This window comes from Rathayibacter sp. VKM Ac-2926, assembly GCF_022815565.1.
GTDB classification, from domain to species: domain Bacteria; phylum Actinomycetota; class Actinomycetes; order Actinomycetales; family Microbacteriaceae; genus Rathayibacter; species Rathayibacter festucae.
The window spans coordinates 381890-405622 of the sequence record NZ_JALGRS010000001.1; the positions used below are offsets into that span (position 1 = coordinate 381890).

The following is a 23733-nucleotide window of genomic DNA, read 5'->3' on the forward strand; positions in this document are numbered from 1 at the left end:
TTCCCCCCTCTCCTCCAGTCCAGCGTCGCAGAAGGCGCCGCGACGGGCGTCCGCGGCGCGTCAGCGGTCCGGCGGGGGCGGGAACGGGCGGGTCGAGCGCGGGGCGGCCGGGGGCAGGGCCGCGCGGGCGCGGTGCAGGGAGACGGCCGTCAGCAGCACGCGGGTGCGGGCCGGGGAGGCGTCGAGCGGGCCGATCAGGGACTCGATGCGGGCCAGGCGGTCGTAGAGGGTCTGCCGGCCGATGCCGAGGGCTACCGCGGTGGCCGTCTTGCTCCCCCAGTGCGACGCGAACGTCTCGAGGGTCGCGAGCAGCTCCGGGCGGCCGCGGCGCAACGGGCCGAGTACCTCCTCCACCAGAGCATCCGCCTCGGCGTCGTCGCGGAGCGTGCTGGCGAAGCGCTCGAGCCGGTGCAGCCGCGCGTCGACGACGCCGCTCTCGGTGCGGGTCCACTCCCGCACGCCGCGCACCTCCGCGAGCTCGCGCGGCACCCGCGCCACCGCGTCGGCGCCGCTGCCGACGCAGACCAGCGCGGACGCCCCGGCAGCGGGCGGCCACTCGCCGAGCAGCAGCACCCTCGCCCGCTCCCGCGCTACGGCGTCCGGGAAGGCCAGCAGCGCGAGCAGCTCGCCGCCCGCGACGCAGATCACGCTCGCGGAGTCCGCTGACCCCCGCACCGAGCGGTCGAGCGCGGCGCGGACCGCACGGAGGGTGCGCTCGTCGTCGCCGACGTCGGCCCAGACTCCGAGGAAGCACTCCCGCCCGCCGACGCCGAGCCGGCCGAGGAGCGCGTCGATCTGCAGCTCGGCGCTCGGGTCGGGGCGCGCGGACGGCGCCGTCGCGACCGCGAAGAGCTGCGCGGTGAGCCGCTCGCGCGCGGTCGGCGGCCGCCGCCGGAGCAGGGCGATCGCCAGCACGTCCGGCGCGCGGTCGAGCGCGACGGCCACGCCGTGCAGGTCGGCCTCGTCGTGGGCGCGGAGGTAGAGCGTGCCCAGGAGGGAGTCGCCGGCCCGCAGCACCCCGGATGAGGCGCCCGCGGTGCGCGCGGTGTCGACGCCGCGGCCGGGATGGGCGCGCACGATCTCCTCGCCCGCCGGCGAGACGAGCGCGGCACTGGCGCCCGTGGCGCTCGCGACGACCTTCAGCAGCTCGTCGATCCCGGCGTCTGCGGCCGCCGCCTCGCCGAGAAGTCCGGACACTCTGTCCGCCACCCGCAGGCTCCGGAACTTCTGCTCGGTGAGCCGGGTGTTGATGCTCTCGCAGACCTGCACGAACGGCACCCGCCGGGGCAGCGCGAGCACGGCGAGCCCGAGGTCGTCGGCCGCGGCGACGAGCGGGGCCGGGACGCTCGGCAGCCGCTCGGACAGCTCGACGGCCAGGGCTCCGATCCCCGCTGTGACCAGGGACTCCACATAGCGACGGCACTCCTGGGGATCCTGGTCCGAGGAGAGGTTCACGCCCTCCATCAGCAGCAGCTCGCCGCCCAGGAGCAGCGGCGCGACGTCGAGCTGCTCACTGGCGTGCGCCCAGCGGATCGGCACCCGCGCGGCGGCCTCCCCGCCGGCGACCACGACCGGTCCGGCGGCCGCGAGCAGCGGGTCGAGGAGCGCCTCGGACAGCGGGATCACCATGCAGAACGTCCTCTCGCGTCACGGCGAATTTACACGGCGAGGCGGCCGCCGAAACCGCCCGCCGGGAGGGTGGAGCCCGACCCGCCGCGCTCCTCCACAGCCCACGCTGCCGCGGCGCCGTCCACCGTTCCCCGCTCCGACTCCCCGCTCCACCTCACGCTTCGAGAGGATCCACCCATGAGCTCCGACACCCTGCACGGCACGACCGACACCGAGGACGCGCTGACCCCGCTCCCCGAGAGCCGTCGCAACGCGCGACTCGACGGCCAGTTCTGGATCTGGGCGGGCGCCAACATCGCGCCGATCAACTGGGTCCTCGGCGCGCTGGGCGTGAACATGGGCCTCGGCCTCTGGGACACGATCACCGTCCTCGTGCTCGGCAACGTCGTCGGCATGGCCGTCTTCGGCTTCTTCGTACTGCTCGGCCAGCGCACCGGCGCGACCGGGATGCTCGTCGGCCGTGCGGTCTTCGGCCGGCGCGGCAACTACGCGCCCGCCGTGATCCAGGCCGTCGTCGTGATCGGCTGGTGCGCGATCAACACCTGGATCGTGCTCGACCTGGTGATCGCGCTGCTCGGCTCCGTCGGCCTCGTCGACCCGGAGGCGGCCAACATCGGCTGGAAGGTCGCGGTCGCCGCGGTGATCATGGCGATCCAGGTCGCGATCTCGTTCCTCGGCTACCGGGCCATCGCCGCGTTCGAGCGCTGGACCGTGCCGCCGACGCTCCTGGTGCTGGCCGTGATGTCGATCGTCGCCTGGTTCTTCCTCGACATCGACTGGTCCTACGCCGGCCCGGCCGAGGGCGCCCTCACCGGCGGCGACCGGATCGCTGCCATGTCGATCGTGATGACCGCGATCGGCATCGGCTGGGGCCTCACCTGGCTCGCCTACGCGGGCGACTACTCCCGCTTCGTCAGCCCCCGCGCCTCGCGCAGGAAGCTCTACTTCGCCAGCGTGCTCGGCCAGTTCGTCCCCGTCGTCTGGCTGGGCGTGCTCGGCGCGACGCTCGCCACGAAGAACGGCTCGGTCGACCCCGGCCAGCTGATCGTGGAGAACTTCGGCGCCCTCGCGATCCCGGTGCTGCTGCTCGTGGTGCACGGGCCGATCGCGACGAACGTGCTCAACATCTACTCGTTCGGGATGGCCACCCAGGCGCTCGACATCCGTCTCGGCCGCCGCGCGCTCAGCCTGATCGTCGGCGTGCTCGCCTTCGTCGCCTCCGTCTTCTTCGTCTTCCAGGACGACCTGGCGACGACGCTGGACGCCTGGCTGGTCGGCCTGGTCGGCTGGGTCGCGCCGTGGGGCGCGATCGTGCTGGTGCACTACACGGTGTTCGAGCCGCGGGTGCGCTCGTTCGGGCACCTCTTCGCTCCGGTCGGCTCGCCGCTGCTGCCGGACGTCCGCTGGCGCGCGCTGCTCTCCTTCGCGATCGGCGCGACGCTGACCTGGCTGTTCATGAACGGCTCGGTGCCGGCGCTGCAGGGACCGGCCGCGACGGCGCTCGGCGGCGTCGACGTCTCCTGGCTCGCCGGCGGCGTCTCGGCGGGGCTCGCCTACCTGCTGCTCGGCCGGGGCGACGCCGCGTCCTGGGTGCGGAAGCGCGAGGCCCTGGAGCCGGCCGCGCGCGCGTCCGAGCCCGTCCTCGGGTAGCCGGCCCCGTCACTCCGCCCGCTCCTCTTCTCCCGCACCACCCGCTCCCGCACCACCCTGCTCCTGCACCACCGCATCACGAACGGAACCGCCATGCCCCTCCTCATCACCGACGCCGCCGTCATCACCATGGACCCCGTCTCGGGCGCCGTCCCGATCACGGCGAGCATCCGGATCGTCGACGACGTGATCACGGCGATCGGCCCGGGGCTCGAGCCCGAGCCGGGCGACGAGATCCTCGACGGGCGCGACCGGCTCGTGACGCCGGGCTTCGTCAACGCGCACACCCACTCGTGGGAGTACCTCTACAAGGGGCGCTACGACAACCTGCCGCTCGAGCTGTGGATGCTGCTGTCCTATCCGATCCTCGGCGACAGCCGCGTCGCTCCGGACCTGATCCGGCTGCGCTCGTCGCTGTTCGCACTCGAGTCGCTGAAGGCGGGCGTCACGACGCTCGTCGACGACGTGCTCGAGAACCCGGACCAGGACGCGGCGCAGCTGGCGGCGGTGTTCGACGCCTACGACGAGATCGGCCTCCGGGCGAACATCTCCGGGCACGTGATCAGCAAGCCGTTCTTCGAGACCATGCCGTTCCTCGAGGAGCACCTGCCGGCCGAGCTGCTCGACTCGGTCCGCGGGGCGGCGCGGCCGACCACCGAGGGCTACCTCGACTTCAGTCGCACCGCCTTCGCCACCCAGCACGGGCGGGGCGGCGGACGGCTGCGCTACATGGTCGCGCCCTCGGCCCCGCAGCGCGTGGGCGCCGACCTGCTGGTCGGCGCGACGGAGCTGGCGCTCGAGCACGACGCGGAGTGCCACATCCACGTCCTCGAGACCAAGACGCAGCTGGTGACCGGGGAGGAGCTCCACGGCTCGACACTGGTCGAGTACATGGCCGGGATCGGCGCCCTCTCCGCGAACACGACCTTCGCGCACGGGATCTGGCTGACCGACTCCGACATGGCGTCGATCGCGGCGGCGGGCACCTCCGTCTCGCACAACCCGATCTCGAACCTCAAGCTCGGCTCGGGCATCGCCCCGTGGCGCGCGCTGCACGACGCGGGGGTGAACCTCGGGCTCGGCACCGACGGCTGCTCGAGCAGCGACTCCCCGCGGATGCTCGACGTGATCAAGGCCGCGGCGCTGCTGCACAAGGTGACCGATCCGGACCTGTCGACGTGGCCGACCGTGGCGGAGGTGCTGACGGCGGGCACGATCGGCGGTGCGCGCAGCGCCGTGCTCGGCGACGTCACCGGCAGCATCGAGGTGGGCAAGCAGGCCGACCTCGTGCTCTTCGACCTCGAGACGCTCGCGTTCACCCCGCGCCAGCGCCTGGAGAACCAGCTCGTCTACTCCGAGAACGGCTCGTCGATCGACACCGTGATCGTCGCCGGGCGGGTCGTCGTCGCGGGCGGCGAATCGACGACCGTGGACGAGGCGGCGCTGCGGGCCGACCTGGCGGCGCAGCTCGGCGACATCGTCGCCTGGCAGGACGCCCTCGACCGCTCCAACGGCGTGCTGACCGAGCCGTTCCACCGGATGTACGAGCGGGCGATGCGCCGCGACGCCCCGATCGACCGCTTCAGCGGCAGGCGCCTGGTCTGACGGCGCCGGATCCGACAGCGCGCATCCCCGGCTCGTGGAACCACCTCCGGCACGCAGAACGTGCGCGGTTCCGCGAGCCGGACGCGATGTCGCGTGCCGGACGGCCCGCGCCACCGCCCGCGGTCACCTCCGGCACGCAGAACCCGCCTCGGCACGCCGGATCCGCCCGATTCGACGAGCCGGACGCACTTTCGCGAGCCGAACGCGCCCGCGCCGCAGCGCGCAGCCACCTCCGGCACGCAGAACCCGCCTCGGCACGCCGGATCCGGACAGTTCCGCGAGCCCGATGCGGTTCCGCGAGCCGAACGCGTCTTCGCGCTCGGGGCAGCACCGGGGGCCCGTGGCACCCGTCCGGGGCGGGATCGGACGGACCGGCGGCGCGTCGAGCCGGAGTGCGCCCCCTGAACGGGAACCCCCGTCCGGAGGAAGGTTCATTGCGAACGGGCGTTCGAACGCCCCGCCTAGGGTCGCAGCAGACGCGCCGGACTCCTCCGGCCGACCTCTCGAGCGACTCCCCCCACCGCAGTGCCGCGGTCAGGGCATGAGCCGCTCCTCCGCCCTCGACGCCCGGAAGGACGCCCGTGCCGACGACCCCCGCGACAGCCCGCCCGCGCCACTCAGGCGCGCGGCAGGCCGGCGAAGTTCGCGGCGCTGAGCTCCTGCACGGCGGGCAGCTTCGCGAGGATGTCGGCCGAGACGCTGTCGCGGTCGGAGAGGACGCGCTCGAGGGCGTCGCCCACGCGGCCGGCGAGACCGGCACCCGGCTCGACGCAGAGGTAGGGCAGCTCGAACATCGCCATCAGACCCTCGACCTTGCCCTGGGTGGCGAGCGTGATCGCTGGGACGCCCTTCATCAGGGACATGATCGCCAGGTGCATCCGGCCGGTGACGGTGACGGTCGCGCGCTCGGTGAAGCCGCGCACCTCCGCCGGGGTGAGGACGTCCTCGACGAAGGCGACGCCGGTGGTGTCCGGCAGGGCCGCGTAGACCTTCCGGCAGGCCGCGAGGTCGTCCGGTCCGTGCTTGATGACGTGCGGGAGCAGCACGACCGCGAGGCCGCGGGCGCGCAGGCCGCCGATGATCTCCACGTAGGCGCCGGTCTGGTCGGTGTCGATCAGGCCGGAGACGTTGACGATCGCGATGCCGCCGGTCGTGTCCAGCGCGGCGAGCTCGGTGCTCGCGCGGCCCTGGTCGACGGAGCGCGCCGAGAAGACGATGTCCGCCGAGGCCTTCGCGTCCAGGCCGTCGCGGCGGGCGCGCTCGACGGAGAGCGGGTCGCGGAGGAAGAGGGTCGTGCCGGCACGGTCCGCGTCGCGGAGCTGCGCGAGGGCACCGGGGTGCGCCTTGCCGTTCCAGCTGAAGCCGAGGACGCGGGTGTCCACGCCGGCCGACGCGGCGCTGCGGGCGACGAGCGCCCGGCTGGTCGAGGCGCGGAAGTTGTAGGCGCCGTCCATGATGTCGGCGCCGACGATCGAGACCGACGCGGCGCCGGGCAGCATGGCCCGGAAGCGGCGCAGGTCGCGGACGAAGCTCGGCAGTCCGCCGTAGAGCAGGGTGCCCAGCGAGACGATCTCGACGCGGTCGGCCTGCTCGGCCGGGATGCGGAAGTCGCCCTTGTAGCGGGTGATCACGGTGATCGGCCCGGCCACGTTCTCCAGGAACGCGCCGACCAGCGCGGCGTCGCCGATGTTGCCGGCGCCGGGGGGCGCGATCAGGATCGCGCGGCCCTGAGCACCACTGGCTCCGCGGGCCCCGCCGGAGCGGCGGGCGCTGCGCAGGCGAGGGGCGTCGAGGAAGACGCCGCGCGCGCCGAGCGAGAGCACCGCCGGGCTCTTCAGCAGCGGAGCGGTGCGCTTGCGCAGCCCGCCCAGCACCGTCCGGACTCGCGAACCTACTCCGCTCACAGCGATTCCGTTCCCGGCCCCGTCGCGGAGCCGTGCTCATCGATGGCGGAGGCGGCCCGTCGCCGCATCCGTCCGTCCGGGCGGGATCTCGGCGGCAGAGGCAGCGGTGCTGCCCGGCCGCCGGGGACGCTCCCGCCGCGCCCAGTGTACGGAGTCGTCCCCCGTTCGCCCGGCGCGCACCGCCGAGGCCCGGTGCGGCCTCCCCTCGTCTTCTCCCTCCTCCTCTCCCTGCCCCGAGTCCCCGCTCACACCTTCCCCGATTGGACACCACGCCCATGACTCGAACGCTCAGCGCGACTCTCGCCGCTCTGCTGGTCGTGATCGCCGCGTTCTTCGCGGCCGCGCCCAGCTTCGCGGCGGCGAACCGCTACGCCTCGCCCAACGGCACGGGAACGGCCTGCTCCGCAGCCGCTCCCTGCGCCCTGACCACCGCCGTCCAGAACGCCGCCGCCGGCGACACCGTGCTGCTCACCGCCGGCACCTACCCGACGACCACCCTCAAGGGCGGGAAGGCGACCGTCGCCGCTCCCGTCGTCGTCCAGCCGGCCCCGGGCGCCTCGCCCGTGCTCGGCTCGACGAAGGTCTACACGCCCAACACCGTGTGGAACGACATCTTCTCCAAGAGCACCTTCTACACCTACGGCTCCGGCATCACGGTGAACCGGATGCACATCGACGGCGCCGGCATCTTCGTGCGCAGCGCGAACGTCGTCGTCCGCGACTCGCTCTTCGAGAACGGCTCGTCGATCGACGGCATCCAGGTCGGCGGCACCGACAACGGGCTGATCGAGAACAACCTGGTCCGCAACTTCGACCAGAACATCGACAACGGCCTGCACGCCGACTGCATCCAGGTGTTCGAGAGCAACGACGTCACCCTCCGCGGAAACACGCTGATGAACTGCTACAACGCGGGCATCATCTTCTCCCCCGGTGGCGGCGACGGCATGAGCGACATCACCGTGGAGTCGAACTTCGTCTCCGGCTGCATCGTGATCACCAGCGACTGCCGCGGCGGCTCGTCCGCGGACTTCCGGGAGGCCTCGGCCGACGGCATCTACATCCGCAACAACACCTTCGAGTCGGGCGCGCTGCGGGTCGGCGGGGCGAAGAACACGGTCTTCGACCGCAACATCGTCAGCTACCTCTCCTCCTGCACCAGCCCGATGACGAACACCATCGTCGAGAACTGGAACACCAAGCTCTGCAAGACGCCGTCGCTGCTCAACCAGCAGGGCAACATCCAGGGCGCTCCGGCGCTCGCCTCGGTGGCCACCGGCGACCTGCACGTGCTGTCCGCGACCGGGACCCAGATCGCCGGCTGGGGGTCGACCACGTCGGCCCGCACCGACATCGACGGCCAGGTCATGGGCTCCCGCACCGCCGGCGCCGACCAGTTCGGCGGGGTGACCGCTCCGACGCCGACCGCGACGCCGACGGCCACGCCGACCGCGACCGCGACCCCGACGGCGACGCCGACGGCCACCCCGACCGCGACCCCGACGGCCACGCCGACGGCCACCGCCACCCCGACCGCGACGCCGACCGCCACGCCGACGCCGACCGCCACGCCGACCCCGACCGCGACTCCCACCCCGACGGCCACGCCCGCCCCGGTCGACCGCACGGCGCCGACCGTCGCGATCGTCTCGCCGGGCTCCGGCTCGTCGGTCACCGGAGTCGTCAGCCTGATGGCGACCGCCGCGGACGACACCGCCGTGACCGGAGTCACGTACTGGGTCGGCACCACCAAGCTGGGCGACGCCGTGCAGGCGTCGGACGGCAACTGGTACCTCACGGTCAACACCGCGGTGTTCCCGAAGGGCACCTACTCGGTGACGGCGAAGGCCGTCGACGCGGCGGGCAACGCCACGACGAGCGCCCCGATCCTCCTGAAGCGGGTCTGACGCTCGGAGTGAGCACCGCCTGAACGTCGAAGGGCCCCTGCGCCGTGCAGGGGCCCTTCGTCGTCCGCGGGTGACGGAGTCGCCGTCAGTCGGACTCGCCGTCAGTCGGAGTCGCCGTCAGTCGGTGAAGATCGCGCCCACCGGCTCGCGCTTCTCGGCCTGGAAGCGGTCCTCGGCGCGGCCGAGCGCCCAGTAGGCCGAGAGCGAGAGCGCCGCGCGCTCGACGCCCCAGTCGTCCTGGAGGATCGCGCGGAGCCGCTTCATCGCCGTCCGCTCGCCGTGGGCGAAGACCTCGACGGCGCCGTCCGGGCGGGTCAGCTCCGCGACGGCAGCGGTCAGCGCGTGCCCCGCCTCCTCGTCGCCGCGGTGCAGCCAGCGCACCTCGACGCCCGCGGGGACGGTCAGCGGCAGCTCGTCCTCGGCGCCGTGCACCTCGATGAGCGCGGTTCCGCGGGCCTGGGCGGGCATCGCCTCCAGGGCCGCCGCGATCGCCGGCAGCGCCGACTCGTCGCCGAGCAGGAGGTTCGCGGCGTCGGCGCGGGGCGCCCAGGCGCCGCCGGGGGCCGACATCTCGAGGCGGTCGCCGGGGCGCGCGGAGGCGGCCCAGGGTCCGGCCACTCCCTCGTCGCCGTGCAGGACGAAGTCGATCGCGAGGCTACGCGCCTCGAGGTCGACGGAGCGGATCGTGTAGGTCCGGCGCACCGGGAGCTCCTCGGGGGCGAGGCGGGCGCGCAGGGCGTCGAGGTCGTGCGGCGGCTCGAGCGCGACGCCGGGCGGGGCGAGCAGCAGCTTGACGTAGCGGTCGGTGGCGGCGAGCCTCTCGGGATCCGCGGCCTCGACGAAGGCGTCGAAGCCCTCGCCGCCGAGGTGCACGCGCACGAAGTGCTCGGTGAGCCGCTCGGTGCGCAGCACGGTCAGCACGAGCTGCGGGCGGGGCGGACGGGCGCGGCGCTCGGACGGCGCGGCGGGCGTGGTGGCGTCGGTCATCCCTCCAGCATGCCGCCCGCGCCCGCCCGGCGCGCGCGATCGGCCCGGGCTCGCAGGAACCTCATGACCCGGCCGCAGTGCCGGCCGGCCGGGGCGCCTCCGGCACGCGGAACCGTCTCCGGCACGCGAGAACCGTCGGATCCGACGAGCCGAGCCGCGATTCGCGTGCCGAAGGTGTGCGGGGAGCGGACACGCTCGGCCGACAGACGGCTCCGGCACGCGAGAACATCCTCGGCACGCGGAAACCGCCGAATCCGACGAGCCGCACCGCGTTTCGCGAGCCCGAGGTGCGACCGACGCGGAAGTCGGCGCCCGCCGGACGTCTCCGGCACGCGAGAACATTCTCGGCACGCGGTAACCGCCGAGATCCGCGAGCCGGACCGCGTTTCACGAGCCGGAGGTGCCGCGGACGCGGGCGGGGACGCGCGGCGAGCGTCGTGTGGCGCGAGGTGGGGGCGCCCCGGCGCGCGACGGCGCGCGGGCGCGGGCGGCCACGCCGTAGCCTCTCCCCCATGGATGCGACCACGACCGTCTCGCGCGCCGCCCCGACCGCCCCCCGGCTGCAGCCGGACCGGGTCCTCGTGCCCGACGTCCTGCGAGGGGTCGCCATCGTGGCGATGCTGATCGCGCACGCGATGCCGCTCGTCCCGAGCCTGCGCGGCGGGGCGATCGGCTTCGCGGCGGGCAACGTCAACGACCTCGCGTCGCCGCTGTTCGCCCTGGTGATGGGGATGTCGGCGGCCCTGGTCCTCGCGCGGCCCGGCGCCTCCGGCGGGCGGGTCGTCGTGCAGAACCTGATCCGCGGTGCCGTGCTGGTCGCACTCGGCGTCTGGCTGGGCGGCTGGGGCAGCTGGATCGCGATCGTGCTGCCGCACCTCGGGCTCACGCTCGCGCTCGGGACGCCGATCCTGCTCCTGCGCAGCCGCCTCGTCGCGGTCGTCGCCGCCGTCGTGCTCGTGGCTGGTGCTCCGCTGAACGCGCTGGTCGCGGCGTCGGTGGATCCGGCGGTGCTCTACGCGCGGACGCCCGTCGGATTCCTGCTGCAGTGGAGCTTCGTCGATCCGCACTACCGGCTGACGAATCTGCTCCCCTTCCTCCTGCTCGGCGCGCTGCTGCTGCGGCACGGCTTCCGGCGCGACCGGCTGCTCGCCGTGCTGGCCGTCGTCGCCGTGCTGGCGTACCCGGTGCGGCCGGCGCTCGAGCGGCTGATCGGCCTCGAGTCCGTGTCGGGCAGCCACCCGGACACGCTGCACGACCTCGGCCTGGTGCTCGCCGCGTACGTCGTCGTGGTGCTGCTCGCGACGGTCCGGCGGCGGCCGGCGAGCACGGTGATCGCGGCGGTGCTCACGCCGTTCCGGGCGGTCGGCTCGCTCGCGCTCTCGGTGTACGTGCTGCAGGTGGCGGTCGTCGCCGCCTTCGCGACCCGGGGCCTCGGCTACGTCGCCGACACCCCCGGCGCCGCCCTCCTCCTGGTGCTGGGAGTCTGGGCGGTCGCGGTGCTGTGGTGGCGCTTCGTCGGCATCGGACCGCTGGAGTGGCTGATCGGCCGACTGACCCGGCTGGTGCCGGGGCCGCGGCGCTGAGCCGCCGACGTCATCCCGAGCCGCGTCACTCCTCCCTCTCTCAGCGGCCGTATCCTGCGTCCCGGAGTGCCTGCTCCGCTGCGGCTGCGACCTCCGCCAGCAGTCTTCTGAGTGCGGCCTCGACCATCGCCCGCACCCGGATCCTCAGTCCTTCGGAGATGACCGGGTAGACCTCGCGGAGGAAGACGTGCAGGAGGAGGCCGCCCCGCTCGTCGACGACGATGAAGTCGGCGCCGTCGGTGTCGGGGCGTGCGATCTGCACGGAGAAGCCGCGCTCCGCCTGTGCCAGCGCAGGCCGGGCGCTTTCGAGGCGCAGAGACGGCGTGAGTTGCGGCCTGCTCTGTCGGTAGCCGTCACGCACGTGTCTGGATGGCGTCCCATCGACCGCGGAGAGCGTGAGCGACGACCGCAGAACTGTCGAGTCCCGCGCAGACTGCACCTCGTCGGACACCAGGCCTGTGAGCCGGTCCGCCACCTCGTCGAGCACCTCGTGCTCCAGCCCGCCGCGCCCCGTGAGCAGGACCTCGAAGGCGGAGAGCTGATCCGCGAGCTCGGGGGTGCGCGCCGTCTCCAGCTCGGCTCGGATGAGGTTGATCGTGTCGATGACGCAGTCGCGGAAGAAAGCGGTGAACTGCTCTCCGCGCTTCGCGTCCGCCACCTCGAGAGCGTCGAGGTAGCGCGCCTTCTGGTCGGCGAAGATCACGATCGGCACCCCGTAGGCCCGGTAGAGGAAGACGGAGGCGAGAGCGCGGGACACCCGCCCGTTCCCGTCCGGGAAGGGGTGGATGCAGACGAAGGCGTAATGCGCGTAGGCCGCCTGAATCACAGCCGGAGCGTCGAGGAACTCCGCCGATCGCAACTCGGCGACGAATCGCTCCATCTCCGGGACGACGTCCGCCGGCGAGGCGTAGCTGTGGATGCGGTTCGACGCGAGGTTCAGCGGATTGTTCGGATCCTTCTTGTAGGCGCCGGTCTGCAGTGGGCGCTCCTGCCAGCCGACCGAGGTGAGGACCCGGTAGGTGTCCTGCGAACGGCAGAGCACCTCGTGCAGCCCTCGGATCCAGTACTCGCTGATCGGGACGTTCGCCGTGGCGGCATCGAGGACGTGCTCGTAGCCGGCGAGCTGGTCAGCGATGACCCGCGCGACCGCCTCGCCCTTCTCCTGCGGGATCCTCGCCCACGCCACGGTCGTCGCGGCGACGGTGTAGGTGAATCCGCGGTCCACCTCGTAGAGGTTCTCGATCGCGCCGGTGTCCACGGCCGCCCACTTGTTGGTGATGTCGAGCATCCGGCTCCAGAGCTCGGGAGAGCTCTCCGCACGGTCGGCCGCCAGCATCTCGCCGAAGTCGCTCACCAGGTGGACGTCGGCGGTGCGTCCCTCCCACTCCAGGAAGCTCGGGAAGGGCTCGTACGGGTCCGTGATCGGCTCTGCCCCATCGACCATGTCGTCTCCACTCGCTCTGCAGAACCGGCGCACGTGAGGCGTCGTCTTCTGGATGCGTCAACTCTTCCATCCGCCGACCGGGGAGCGGCACTGCCTGCCTGATCGTGCCTCCGTGGGCATCGGGACGCTCGGGCGGATCGTCAGCTCTCGACGACCGGCAGCTCGGCGACCGCGACGGCTCCGCCGCTCTCATCGGTGATCTCGATCGAGGCGACGGAGGCGCGCAGGACGGCCGCGTTCATGGCGCAGTCGAGCTCGGCGGTGCTGCCGAGGAACGAGCCGGAGGGCAACCGCACGCCCGTCGCTGTGACCAGGACGACCTCGTAGCTCTCGCCGACGGCGAAGCCGCTGCCGCGCAGGATCGTCTCGGTGCCCCAGGTGTGCGCGACGAGCTCGGCGTCGATGTCGAGGGCCGGGTCCTCGGCGAACGCGATCGGCTCGACGGCGCCGAGCGTGCCCGGTCCGCCCTCGGGGGGACGGTCGCCGAGCGCCTGCAGGGCGAGACCGCCGACGGCGCCGAGCGCGACGCAGGCGGCCGCGGCCGTCACAGCGAGCGCCGTCCGACGACCGCGCGCGGGACGGGCCGACCCACGCCGCACCGACGCACGCCGGTCCGACGCACCCCGCGCCTCCTCGCCACGGGCCCTCGGGACCGCCGTCAGCGCCGGGCCGGCGAGCGCCGCCACCCGCGCGCGCAGGTCCGCCGAGGGCTCCGGCTCCTCCCAGCGGCCGACGCCGCCCAGCCCGGACAGCACGGCGCCGAAGGAGGCCAGCTCCTCGTCCACGCTCGGATCCTCCGCCCGCAGCCGGTCGAGCTCGGCGGCCTCCTCGGCCGACAGCTCGCCGGCGAGGGCCGCGGCGATCAGCTCCTCGCGGCGCCCGCCCTCGTCCGGGCCGCCGTCGCCGGGTCCGCCGTCGCCGGGTCCGCCACTGCTGGTCACGATCGGTCCTCCGGAGTCGAGTCGGGCGCCGCGAGATGCGTGCGGAGCGCCTTGAGAGCGTAGAACGTGCGGGTCCGGAGCGTCGCGACCGCGACTCCGGTCGCCGCGGAGACCTCGGCGTAGCTCTCGCCGCGGAGGTGGATCGCGACGATCACCTGCCGGTGCTCGGGCGAGAGCCGGGCCAGCGCCTCGACCATCATCAGCGGCTCGAGCGGATCGACGTCGTCGCCGGGGACGTCGTCGAGCACCTCGGCCGGCACGATCCGCGGCAGCCGCTGCAGGGAGCGGTGCGCGTCGACGATCACGTTGCGGGCGATCGCGAACAGCCAGGTGCGCGGGCTCGCGCGCTCCGCGACGTAGCGCTCGCGCGAGCGCCAGGCCCGGAGGAACGTCTCCTGCACGCAGTCCTCGGCGAGACCGCGGTCGCGCAGCGCGTTGACGGCGAAGCCGAGCAGGGCGGATCCGTGCTCGTCGAACGCCGCGGTGAGGTCGAGGGGCGTGGGGTCGCCGGGCGTGGGATCGCCGGGCGTGGGATCGCCGGGCGTGGGATCGAGCGGCGGGGCGGCGGGTCCGGCGGCGGGCACGGGCGCCGGGCGAGGGTCGGGCTGCGTCATCGCGGTGCGGTCCCCTCGTCGCCTCGTCGTCGGCCCGATAGCGGTCGGCCCTACCGTCGCCGGCCCTACCGTCGCCGGCCCGATCGTCGCCGGCATCGTCAGCGCCGCGAGCGCCATCGGCGCCTCCTGTCCCGACCGGCCGGGCGGCCCGTCACAGGGGGTACGGAGCGGAGGAGCGAGACGTTCATCCGGGCACTGCGGTCGAGTCTATGAGAAGGATCTCAGACAGCGGGGCAAGGGCCCTCTCAGCTCCGGCGCGCTCAGCTCCGCGGCGCTCGGCTCGGCGGCGCGAACGCGCCGAGGGCGTACGCGAGCAGGAGCAGCGCCATCACGGCTCCGGACGCCACCGCCGCCAGCACGGCCGCCGCGCCACTGCCGAGGAGCAGGCCGAGCCCGCCGAGCACGACCAGCGCGCCGCCGAGCAGGGCGAACATCCGCTCGGAGAACGCCCACGCGAACGGGAGGAAGTGCAGCCCGACCACGAGCGCGATGAGCGCCGGGCGCAGCTCGCCGCGGCCCGCCGACTCCAGGACCCGGCTGCCGACCGCGATGAGCGCGAACTCGGCGACCACGCAGGCGCCGTAGACGGCGAGCCGCGCGGGCCTCGGCGGTGCGAAGGGCCCGAGTGAGCGCGGACGGACGAAGAGGAGCCAGAGCGCGGCGGCGACCGTCGCGCCGACCAGGACCCGCGCGATGATCGCGACGGGCTCCGCGGGCGAGTACGAGAACGCGAAGACGACGGCGCCGGCCAGGCCGATGACCGCGCCGAGTCGTCGCGGGTCCGCGAAGACCGGCGGGCCGCTCTGCTCCGATGCCATCCGGGCAGCCTCGCAGATCCCGGACGGCAGCGACAGCCGCCGGCGTCCCGAGCGAGCACCGGCGGACGCGCCGAGCGGCCGCGGTCCGGTCAGGAAGCGGTCCCGAGCTCCTCGATGTCGTCCACACCGGCGGCGGCGGCCTCGCGGCGTCGCGCGCGCAGGGACGGCGCGAGCAGCGCGGCGACGATCGCGAGCGCTCCGACTCCGGCCGAGGCCCAGAAGCCGACGGTGAACGCCTCGTCCGTCGGGGCACCCTGCGGAGTGACGCTGGAGGAGATCAGCGCGGCGATGACCGCGGTGCCGATGCTGCTGCCGATGGTGCGCAGGACGGTGTTCGCGCTGATGGCCTCGCCGGTCTGGGCGGCGGGCACGCTCTCGACGATCGCGTTCGAGGTGGCCGCGAGGGCCATGCCGATGCCGATGCCGGTGAGCACGCCGGACACGAGGATCTGCCACTCCTCGCCGTGGCCGAGCGCGGGGAGGACGAACGCGATCGCGACGGCGACGCCGCCGGTGATCATCGGGATCTTCGGCCCGACGCGGCGGATCATCGCCCCCGCGACGACGCCGGAGACGACCATCGCGACGACCGTCGGCAGCAGGAACAGGCCCGCTTCGCTGACCGACTTGCCGAAGCCGTAGCCCAGCACCGTGGGCAGCTGCAGCAGCGTCGGCACGAGGATGAAGGTGCCGAACATCGCGAAGCCGAAGGCGAGCGCGACGATGTGCGCGGTCCACACCCCGCGGTGCCGGAAGAGGCGGACGTCGATCAGCGGCTCGGAGACGCGCAGCTCGACCAGCACGAAGGCGACGAGGGCGACCGCGCCGAGCACGAGCAGGCCGATCGTCTTCGCGTCGCCCCAGCCCCAGTTCTGGCCCTCGCTGATGGCGAGGAGGAGCGCGACCAGGCCGATCGAGAGGATCGTCGTGCCGACGAGGTCCAGCTTGCCCGGCGTGCGCACGGGCGACTCCGGCATCCCGAAGATCGCGCCGAGGAGGGCGACGGCGACCAGCACGGCGGGCAGCCAGAACAGCCAGTGCCAGGAGAGCGCCTCGACGATCGGGCCGGCGGCGACGATGCCGACTCCGGCGCCGATGCCGAAGATGGCGGACAGCAGCCCGATGGTGACGCTGACGCGCTCCCGGGGAAGCTCGTCGCGGACGATGCCGATCGACAGCGGCATCACCGCACCGGCCGCGCCCTGCAGGACGCGTCCGACGATGAGGACGCCGAGGTTCGGCGCGATCGCGGCGACGACCGTGCCGACCAGCAGCAGCGACAGCACCACGATCAGCACCTTGCGCTTGCCGACCATGTCGCCGAGGCGACCGAGGATCGGCGTGAGCACCGAGGCGGAGAGCAGGTAGGCCGTCAGCACCCAGCTCGCGTCGCTCGTGGCCACGCCGAGGTCCTGCCCGATCGTGCCCAGGGCGGGGGCGACCAGCGACTGCAGGACGGCGAACGAGAGACCGCCGAGCGAGAGGTAGAGCACGATCGCGGTGCCGCGCGGCTTCCGCTGCGGCGCAGCGCTCTCGCGCGGGACTCCGGTCGGCACCGAGCCCGTCGCGGCGGGCTGGCTGGTGGTGGACATGCGTCTCCTAGGCTGGTGAGCGGCTTGTAAACAGATGCTGACTTCTCGAGTGTAGCCAGCGCGGCACGCCTGTCAACACGTGTTTACTTGTCCTCGGCTAGGTTGGTCGACGGGAGTGGGACATGAGCACTGACAGCGAGGACATCGGCGCAGGGGTCTCCGGCTGCGACGCCGACGACGAGCTCGTCCGCCCGGGCCGGGACGCGGAGGCGACGAAGCGCGCGCTGATCCGGGCCGCGCGGCGCCGGTTCGCGACCGACGGCTACCGCGCGACCACGGTGCGGCACATCGCCGCCGACGCTGGAGTGAACGTGGCCCTGATCAACCGCTACTTCGTCTCCAAGGACGGTCTCTTCGAGGCGTGCATGCGCCGCACCTCGGACGAGCTGGAGTCCGAGACCCCTGACGGACCCGCGGATCTCGACGCGATCGTCCAGCGGCTGATCGGCCACGTCCTCCGCGCGCCGAACAACGACGACCCGCTGCAGCTCCTCCTCCTGCTGCGCTCCTCCGGCGACGCGACCGCGGACCGGATCCGCCGGGAGACCCTCGAGGAGTTCACCCGCCGGCTCGCCGTCGCCGCCGGCTGGCGCCCGGACGACCCGCGGACCGCCCCGGTGCTGGTCCGAGCGCAGCTCGCCATCGCCACGATGATGGGCGTCACCGTGATGCGCACCTCCGCCGCCGTGGAGCCGATCGCCTCCGCCGCCGACGAGGATCTCCGCGAGCCGCTGGACCGGATGTTCCGCGTCCTCCTCGGCGCGGAGGCCGCGACGACCGAGCCGCACTAGTCCGGGCCGGAGTCGTCGCCGCCCCACTCGGGGGGCGCGCCGGCACTGCGCGGCAGGGCGTGCCGCCTGCCAGGATCCCTCGTGGGCCTTCTTCCCCCGGAAGCCCCTCCCCCGCCGCACGAGAGGCCGCCATGATCGACGTCCGCACCCCCGCCAGCCGCCCCGCCGGCCGCCCCGCCCCCCGCGGCGTCTCCCGCCGGGCGGTCACCACCGCCGCCGCCTGGACCGTGCCCGTCGTGGCCGTCGCCGTCGGCACCCCCGCCGCCGCCGCGTCCGGCCTCGACGTGGGAGCCTTCGTCCTGAACGGCACCTGCGGCAGTCCCGGGATCCTCGGCCCCGGCTTCACGCTCACCGCCGGCTCCGCCGACCTGCCGGTCGGGACCACGATCACCATCGTCGGCAGCGGCGTCGCGAACATCGGCGTGTTCACGGCCACCCCGAGCATCGCGACGATCACCTCCCCGAGCAGCACCACCCGCTTCGTCACCCTCACCGGTCCGCTGCCCGCGGGCTCCACCCTGGGCCTGCGCACCACCCTCTCGATCACCAGCGCCTTCACCCTGAACGCGACGACGACCCTCCCCGAGGGCTCCGTCGGCACCGGCGCGAAGAGCACGGCGTCGGTCAGGTCCGACCGGGTGTTCTGCACGGGCAACTGACGGCACGGGCGACTGACGGAAGCGGAGCTTCGAGCGGCGGCTCCGGCGCGTCAGTTCCCGGCCGTGCGGCTGTCGTCGAGCTCGTCGCGGTGCCGTTCGACGTAGCCCGCCATGCCGGTGACGGTGAACGCGATCTGTCCGTGCTCGGGCGAGTAGATCAGACCCTTGCTGATCAGAGCGGCCCGATAGGGCCCGACACTGCTGGTCTGCACGCCCATCCGCTGGGCGACGAGCGCCGTCGAGCACGGGCCCTCTCCGTCGACGGCCATGGCGAGCAGCATCCGCCGCTCCGATCTGGTCGCTCGCTGCCACCGGGAGCGGAAGAATCCGGCGTCGAGCTGCTCCGTCCCGTACTGGACGGCGGCCGTCGCGTCGGACCGGTCGATCAGGCGGTCCGCGGCGAGATTCCACGCCGCCTGCCCGTACTCCTGGAGGAAGTACGGGTAGCCGCCCGCCGCCTCGAGGAGCGTCGCCAAGGCGTCCGCCGCGTACTCGGCGCCGAGACGCTCGGCGGGTTCGCGGAGCGCCTGCGCCGCATCGCTCGGAGCGAGCGTGCCGATCCGCCGGTAGTTGAACAGCCGCTCGGCGTACGACCGCGTCTCGGTGAGGACGCGCGGCAGGTCCGGGAGGCCGGCGGCGATGACGTAGAAGGGCCACTCCCTCTGGTTCGCGGTGTGCTGGGCCGCGAGGAGAGCCCCCATCGTCTCGGCATCGAGATCCTGCATCTCATCGATGAAGACAGCGAAGGCGCGTCGCTGCTCGCCGAGCGCGGTCGAGACGTCCTCGACGAGTTCGAGGAGGTCGACCTCGGCGTCGCCGGAATCGGCGCGGCCCTGGCTCAGGGAGACGCCCAGCTCGATTCCCGTCGCGCCGACCTTCGCGTTGAACGAGGAGATCGTTCCGAGCGCCTCGCGCATCAGCGACGACAGCTTCGTGCGGGAGAGCTTGCGGGCGGACATCACCAGGCCGCGAGCCAGCGCTCGACGTACCGCATGCACTCCCGCCTCGTCCCGTCGGGCCTCGATGCGGACCGTCAGCCACTCGGACTGCTCCGCCAGCCGGTGCATCTCGTTGAGGAGCACCGTCTTGCCGACCCCGCGGAGCCCGGTGAGGACGATGCCTCGATCTCCGAGCCCGTGGCCGACGCGGGCATGGAGCGTCTCGAAGGCTTCCAGCTCACCGCCGCGGCCGACGAGTTCGGGAGGACGACGGCCCGACCCCGGGCTGTAGGGATTCTGATCGGGCTGCACGTAGGGAATGATAGCCCCGAATTAGAAAATCCTAATTTTATGCAATCGATGGCAATCGTCGCCCCGGGGCGCTGACACGTCGGACGTGCGGCGGCCGATCAGTACGGGACCGTGAGCGACAGCACCGCGACGTCGAAACCCGGCGCGGTGATGACCAGGTCCGCCACGGGGACCGGACTCTGCGTGCGATCGTCGCTGGCGATCAGCAGCAGCAGGATGCCGGACTCCTCGCCCGCCGCGAGCGCGGGGTCGTAGCGGAGGGCGATGCGTCCCTCCGGGAAGCCGTCGGCGTAGCTCCACTGCTGTCCGTTGAAGCCGGCGAACGAGTAGCCGTTGCCCGGGTCCTGGAGGACGACGATCACGGACCCACCCTCCAGCGGGGCGGAGCCGGTGTTGGTCGCGTAGACGCGATACGCCGTCGAGGCCGACGCGACGTCCTCCGCGGGACCTTCGGCGCGAGCGCCGAGCGGAGGGAGCGTGCCGCTCGCCGCGGCGGACGGTGCGGAGACGGCGAGCGCGACGACCGGAGCGGCCCACGCCGCTCCGACGAGGGTGCGGCGCGCGAGCGGCGCGGGGGGAGCGGTCAGGTCGGGCACGGCGGGTCCTCTCGGCACGGGTGGGCAGGACCGAGCGTAGGTCGGTGCGGCGCCGCCGGGGAAGCGGATCCGGGCGCCGGGCCCTACTCGGGGGTGGGCGCGTCGAGGGTGGAGGGGTGAGGGACGAGGCGCGGGACCAGCCGCACCAGCACGACCATGCCGATCAGCTCGACCAGCGTCTGCGTCACGACGACCACGGGCGCGAGTGCCAGCGGCGCCGGGAGCGCGAGTGCGAGCGGCAGCACCACGAGGGAGTTGCGGGTGGCGCCGCTGAACACCAGCGCGCGGGACGAGGGGACGTCGAGGCGGACGAGCCGGGCGACGCCGAGTCCGGCCGCGACCATCACCGCGAGGAACGCGGCGTAGAGGGGGACGAGGACGAGCAGTCTGCCCGCGGCGGCACCGACGGCGCCGATCTGCGAGGCGACGACGACGAGGAGGGTCGCCGCCATCAGCGGCACCATCAGGCCGAGCATCGTCGATTCGACGATCCGCCCCGCGCGATGCCGGCGGCCGAGCGCCTGCACGAGCGCGGCGGCGGTGAGCGGCAGCACGATCAGCAACAGGAGCGCCCGCGCGAACGGAGCCACCTCGACCACGGCGACGCCCTCCGGCCCGAGGAACAGGAGGAGGTAGAGAGGGAGGAGCAGGAGCTGCGCGAGCATCAGCAGCGGTGCCGCCGCGAGCAGCCGGTCGGACGCGCCGCCCGCGAGGCCGGCGAAGACGATCACGTAGTCGATGCAGGGCGTCAGCAGCACGAGCAGCACCCCGAAGAGCAGCGCCGGGCTCTCGGCGACGAAGCGGGACAGCCCGTACGCGACGACCGGGACGACGACGAAGTTCAGGACGCCGACCGCGGCGAGGAAGCGGACATCGCGCAGCGCGCGGCCGAGCGCCGCGAACGGGACGCCGAGGAACGTCGCGAACAGCAGCAGCCCGAGCACCGGCTCGATCGCGCCCTCCAGGTGCCGCGCGGCGGGCAGCAGCAGCCCGAGCACGGCGCCGGCGGCGATCGCGCCGAGGTACACGGCGACCTGCCGCCGCTCGAGCCGCGCGACGAGCGCGCTCACGGGCGGGGGCACGGCGGACGGAGGGGCACACGCCAACGCTAGAGGCTCGGCGCGTGGTGCCGGTCGAGCAGCGGCCCCTCCATGCCGGCCGAGCAGCCGCCTCCGGCGGCCCATGCATGCTGGTCGAGTAGCCGCCTCCGGCGGCGTATCGAGACCCACCATCGCCGAGACATCCGGGAGCGGGTCTCCTCCACACTCGTCGATCCGACGGCGTTGTCCCCGATCAGCCCATGGTTCCGGTCCCGGTGTCGGTGGCTCCTGCTTCAATACGCGTATGTCAGAAGATGAGAATGCGGCAGCACTCGCGGAGGTGCGCGACTGCTTCACCGACGCCGCCGCCACCGAGCGCGCCGCATCCCCGACGCGCCTGAGAACCGCGGAACGCATCCACCGCGGCTACCGCGTCGCCCTCACGGTCCCGGAGGCGTTCGCTCGCGGTACGTCCCGGAGCGAGACCCGCGATCTCGTCGAGCGCTCGATCCGAGCCGAGCTCGCGGTAACGCTCGGCGTGTCCGAGCGGGACGTCTGCCGACGCCTCGAGACCGCGCAGATGCTGATGGAGCACCTCCCCCTTACCCGCGCCCTGCTCCGCGACGCGCGGATCCTCTGGGAGGCCGGCGAGGCGATCTGCAGAACCGCGAGCACCCTCCCGGAGGCCTCCCGCGCGGCCCTCGACGAGCGCGCCGCCGACGCCGCGCTCACGACAACGACCACGCAGCTGCGCCGCGCCCTGAGCCGCTGGCGGGAAGAGCTGCACGAGCAGCCCCTCGCAGAACGGCACACCCGCGCCCGCCAGGACCGCGCCGTCTGGGTCACACCGGATGTCGACGGCATGGCCACGCTCTGCGTCCACGCTCCCGCGCCCGCCGTCTCCGGCGCCTACGACCGACTCCGCCGCATCGCCCGCACCCTCCGCGACGAAGGCGACCCGCGCACCCTCCAGCAGTTGAGCGCGGACGCGGCGGTCGATCTCCTCTGCGACGGCGACATCACCGGCACGACGCCGAACGCCGAGCACCGACCCGACCCGACGTTCGTCCCCGGCATCCGCGCCGAGATCCGGCTGACCCTCGCCGCCTCCACCGCCGTGGGTCTCGACGACGCGCCCGCGGATCTCGACGGCTACGGCCCGGTCCCCGCCGAGATCGCCCGCGAGCTGATCCGCACCGCTCCTTCGTTCACCCGCGTCCTGACCGATCCGGACACCGGCGCGGTCGTCTCCGTCGGCCGCACCCACCGCGTCCCACCGCCGCAGATGCGCCTGCACCTGCAGCTGCGGGACCAGACCTGCCGCTTCGCCGGCTGCACCCGGCCCGCCGCGACCAGCGAGGCCGACCACACCCTCGAGTGGCGCAACGGCGGCGAGACCGCCCTCGAGAACCTCGTCTCGCTCTGCACCTCGCACCACCATCTGCGGCACGGCGACCAGTGGACGTACATCGGGAGCGGCGACGGGACGATCGTCTGGACGAGCCCGACCGGCCGACGGATCAGCAACCGGCCGCCCCCACTGCCCGGGCGGCCGCCGGACCCGCCGCCCCGGCCTCGGTTCGACACCGTGCCCGCGCCGTTCTGACGGTGGGGGGATCTCGATACGCCCGCGAGGCGGGCTACTCGATCAGCAGGAAGCGCCTACATGGCGCATCAGCCTGCAGCGCCCGCAGCGCCTGCAGCGCGCGTCGGTATGCGCCCCTCATGCTGGTCGAGTAGCGCGCAGCGCGTCTCGAGACCCGACCCCTCCCGACAGTGGACCTCGATGCGCCCACTCCCCGAGCGGCTCAGACGACGCTCGGAATGCGCGTGCGCCGGCGCCGTCCGGCACGCTACGCTCATTACTCAGCCAGCTGACTAATCGAGGAGCGACATGACCGCCACGACATCCCCCACCCGCGCGGACCGGATCCGGCAGTCGGCCGTCGCCGTCAGCGCCGTGCTCGCGGTGGTCGGCTCGTTCATCGGCTCGGGAGCAGCAGGCGGCACGCAGATCCAGGACGCCGCCGACGGCGCGCTGTCCGCCTCCTCGACGCCGGTCGCGCCCGACGGACCCGCCTTCGCGATCTGGAGCGTCATCTACGCCGGCCTCCTCGGCTACGCGATCTGGCAGTTCCTGCCGTCGCAGACCACCCGCACCCGCCACCGCCGGCTCGGCTACTGGGCCGCCGCCAGCCTGCTGCTGAACGCCGCGTGGATCCTGGTCGTGCAGGCCGGACTGCTCGCGCTCAGCGTCCTGGTGATCGCGCTGCTCCTCGCTGTGCTCGCGCGGATCTTCGTGCTCCTGCGCAGCACCCGCACCGGCGGCGTCGTCGACGCTGTCCTCACCGACGGCACCTTCGGCCTCTACCTCGGCTGGGTCTGCGTCGCAACGGTCGCCAACGTGACGGCCGGCCTCGTCGGCGCGGGCATCGGCAGCGCCGACGGACCCGGCGCCGCACCCTGGGCGATCGTCGTCCTGCTCGTCGCCGCGGCGGTCGGACTGCTGATCGCCGCCACCGGTCGCGGCCGGATCGCTCCGATGCTGTCGCTCTGCTGGGGCCTGGCCTGGGTCGCGGTCGGCCGCTTCTCCGGCGAGCTCGTGTCGATCCCCGCCGGCACCGCCGCGCTGATCGCCGCGGCCGTCGTGCTCGTGGCGACGCTCCTGCTCCGCCTCACCGCCGCCCGGCGCTCCGGCACCGCGCGCGTCACCGCGGCCTGAC

At 73.5% G+C, this 23733-nt stretch carries 19 protein-coding genes; 8 read left to right on the forward strand and 11 right to left on the reverse strand.

Features of this window, described 5'->3' with window-relative positions; translation table 11 throughout:
• Positions 1-60: 60 nt before the first annotated feature.
• Positions 61-1629: a PucR family transcriptional regulator gene (locus MT351_RS01885; RefSeq protein WP_132435115.1), complete on the reverse strand. Its 1569-nt coding sequence runs from the start codon at positions 1627-1629 to the stop codon at positions 61-63.
• 177 nt (positions 1630-1806) lie between these two features.
• Here MT351_RS01885 and MT351_RS01890 point away from each other — a divergent pair, with 177 nt between their 5' ends.
• Positions 1807-3279 carry a cytosine permease gene (locus MT351_RS01890; protein WP_132435117.1) on the forward strand — a complete coding sequence of 491 codons (1473 nt, stop codon included), beginning with the start codon at positions 1807-1809 and terminating at the stop codon, positions 3277-3279.
• A gap of 93 nt (positions 3280-3372) precedes the next feature.
• Entirely contained in the window at positions 3373-4884 is a 1512-nt protein-coding gene (locus MT351_RS01895; protein WP_132435119.1) for an amidohydrolase family protein, read from the forward strand.
• A gap of 617 nt (positions 4885-5501) precedes the next feature.
• Here the strand turns inward: MT351_RS01895 and MT351_RS01900 are convergent.
• Positions 5502-6788, reverse strand: a complete 1287-nt coding sequence (locus MT351_RS01900; protein ID WP_132435121.1) for a polysaccharide pyruvyl transferase family protein — start codon at positions 6786-6788, stop codon at positions 5502-5504.
• Between the two features lie 275 nt (positions 6789-7063).
• Here MT351_RS01900 and MT351_RS01905 point away from each other — a divergent pair, with 275 nt between their 5' ends.
• Positions 7064-8695 carry an Ig-like domain-containing protein gene (locus MT351_RS01905; protein WP_243581100.1) on the forward strand — a complete coding sequence of 544 codons (1632 nt, stop codon included), beginning with the start codon at positions 7064-7066 and terminating at the stop codon, positions 8693-8695.
• 117 nt (positions 8696-8812) lie between these two features.
• Here the strand turns inward: MT351_RS01905 and MT351_RS01910 are convergent, their stop codons facing one another.
• On the reverse strand, positions 8813-9682 hold the full coding sequence (locus MT351_RS01910) for a siderophore-interacting protein (RefSeq protein WP_123734709.1): 870 nt from the start codon (positions 9680-9682) through the stop codon (positions 8813-8815).
• Between the two features lie 512 nt (positions 9683-10194).
• Here MT351_RS01910 and MT351_RS01915 point away from each other — a divergent pair.
• On the forward strand, positions 10195-11265 hold the full coding sequence (locus MT351_RS01915) for a DUF418 domain-containing protein (RefSeq protein WP_132435125.1): 1071 nt from the start codon (positions 10195-10197) through the stop codon (positions 11263-11265).
• Between the two features lie 40 nt (positions 11266-11305).
• On the opposite strand, the gene MT351_RS01920 is transcribed toward MT351_RS01915, so the two are convergent.
• The 5 genes from MT351_RS01920 to MT351_RS01940 form a co-directional block, all read right to left on the reverse strand.
• Entirely contained in the window at positions 11306-12709 is a 1404-nt protein-coding gene (locus tag MT351_RS01920; protein ID WP_132435127.1) for a Fic family protein, read from the reverse strand.
• A gap of 140 nt (positions 12710-12849) precedes the next feature.
• The gene (locus MT351_RS01925) at positions 12850-13650 is read right to left on the reverse strand and encodes a hypothetical protein (RefSeq protein WP_132435129.1); all 801 of its coding nucleotides are present in this window, start codon (positions 13648-13650) and stop codon (positions 12850-12852) included.
• Positions 13647-14264, reverse strand: coding sequence for a sigma-70 family RNA polymerase sigma factor (locus tag MT351_RS01930; RefSeq protein ID WP_243581101.1), 618 nt, complete (start codon positions 14262-14264; stop codon positions 13647-13649). Before MT351_RS01930 ends, MT351_RS01925 begins: the two co-directional genes overlap by 4 nt.
• 260 nt (positions 14265-14524) lie before the next feature.
• Positions 14525-15082, reverse strand: coding sequence for a hypothetical protein (locus MT351_RS01935; protein WP_132435133.1), 558 nt, complete (start codon positions 15080-15082; stop codon positions 14525-14527).
• Positions 15083-15171: 89 nt separating this feature from the next.
• Complete coding sequence (locus MT351_RS01940) at positions 15172-16674, reverse strand: MFS transporter (protein WP_132435135.1); 1503 nt, start codon at positions 16672-16674, stop codon at positions 15172-15174.
• A gap of 122 nt (positions 16675-16796) precedes the next feature.
• Between MT351_RS01940 and MT351_RS01945 the strand changes: the two genes are divergently transcribed.
• Together MT351_RS01945 and MT351_RS01950 are read left to right on the forward strand one after the other, a co-directional pair.
• On the forward strand, positions 16797-17465 hold the full coding sequence (locus MT351_RS01945; RefSeq protein WP_132435136.1) for a TetR/AcrR family transcriptional regulator: 669 nt from the start codon (positions 16797-16799) through the stop codon (positions 17463-17465).
• Between the two features lie 131 nt (positions 17466-17596).
• Positions 17597-18124, forward strand: coding sequence for a hypothetical protein (locus MT351_RS01950; protein WP_132435138.1), 528 nt, complete (start codon positions 17597-17599; stop codon positions 18122-18124).
• A gap of 50 nt (positions 18125-18174) precedes the next feature.
• Here the strand turns inward: MT351_RS01950 and MT351_RS01955 are convergent, their stop codons facing one another.
• The 3 genes from MT351_RS01955 to MT351_RS01965 form a co-directional block, all read right to left on the reverse strand.
• Complete coding sequence (locus MT351_RS01955) at positions 18175-19374, reverse strand: ATP-binding protein (protein WP_132435140.1); 1200 nt, start codon at positions 19372-19374, stop codon at positions 18175-18177.
• Positions 19375-19472: 98 nt separating this feature from the next.
• Positions 19473-19970 (reverse strand): hypothetical protein, encoded by a 498-nt coding sequence (locus MT351_RS01960; RefSeq protein WP_132435142.1) that lies wholly within the window; start codon positions 19968-19970, stop codon positions 19473-19475.
• Positions 19971-20053: 83 nt separating this feature from the next.
• The gene (locus MT351_RS01965; protein ID WP_243581102.1) at positions 20054-21040 is read right to left on the reverse strand and encodes a bile acid:sodium symporter; all 987 of its coding nucleotides are present in this window, start codon (positions 21038-21040) and stop codon (positions 20054-20056) included.
• 274 nt (positions 21041-21314) lie between these two features.
• On the opposite strand from MT351_RS01965, the gene MT351_RS01970 reads away from it, so the two are divergent.
• Positions 21315-22616, forward strand: coding sequence for an HNH endonuclease signature motif containing protein (locus tag MT351_RS01970; RefSeq protein ID WP_165908980.1), 1302 nt, complete (start codon positions 21315-21317; stop codon positions 22614-22616).
• A gap of 288 nt (positions 22617-22904) precedes the next feature.
• Positions 22905-23732, forward strand: a complete 828-nt coding sequence (locus tag MT351_RS01975) for a tryptophan-rich sensory protein (protein ID WP_132435148.1) — start codon at positions 22905-22907, stop codon at positions 23730-23732.
• Position 23733: the final 1 nt, after the last annotated feature.

Coding starts and splice junctions, on each gene's coding strand:
- MT351_RS01935 (WP_132435133.1), bottom strand. CDS start 15,082: ATGGCATCGGAGCAGAGCGGCCCGCCGGTCTTCGCGGACCCGCGACGA.
- MT351_RS01905 (WP_243581100.1), top strand. CDS start 7,064: ATGACTCGAACGCTCAGCGCGACTCTCGCCGCTCTGCTGGTCGTGATC.
- MT351_RS01910 (WP_123734709.1), bottom strand. CDS start 9,682: ATGACCGACGCCACCACGCCCGCCGCGCCGTCCGAGCGCCGCGCCCGT.
- MT351_RS01890 (WP_132435117.1), top strand. CDS start 1,807: ATGAGCTCCGACACCCTGCACGGCACGACCGACACCGAGGACGCGCTG.
- MT351_RS01970 (WP_165908980.1), top strand. CDS start 21,315: ATGTCAGAAGATGAGAATGCGGCAGCACTCGCGGAGGTGCGCGACTGC.
- MT351_RS01895 (WP_132435119.1), top strand. CDS start 3,373: ATGCCCCTCCTCATCACCGACGCCGCCGTCATCACCATGGACCCCGTC.
- MT351_RS01975 (WP_132435148.1), top strand. CDS start 22,905: ATGACCGCCACGACATCCCCCACCCGCGCGGACCGGATCCGGCAGTCG.
- MT351_RS01915 (WP_132435125.1), top strand. CDS start 10,195: ATGGATGCGACCACGACCGTCTCGCGCGCCGCCCCGACCGCCCCCCGG.
- MT351_RS01940 (WP_132435135.1), bottom strand. CDS start 16,674: ATGTCCACCACCAGCCAGCCCGCCGCGACGGGCTCGGTGCCGACCGGA.
- MT351_RS01920 (WP_132435127.1), bottom strand. CDS start 12,709: ATGGTCGATGGGGCAGAGCCGATCACGGACCCGTACGAGCCCTTCCCG.
- MT351_RS01950 (WP_132435138.1), top strand. CDS start 17,597: ATGATCGACGTCCGCACCCCCGCCAGCCGCCCCGCCGGCCGCCCCGCC.
- MT351_RS01930 (WP_243581101.1), bottom strand. CDS start 14,264: ATGACGCAGCCCGACCCTCGCCCGGCGCCCGTGCCCGCCGCCGGACCC.
- MT351_RS01945 (WP_132435136.1), top strand. CDS start 16,797: ATGAGCACTGACAGCGAGGACATCGGCGCAGGGGTCTCCGGCTGCGAC.
- MT351_RS01885 (WP_132435115.1), bottom strand. CDS start 1,629: ATGGTGATCCCGCTGTCCGAGGCGCTCCTCGACCCGCTGCTCGCGGCC.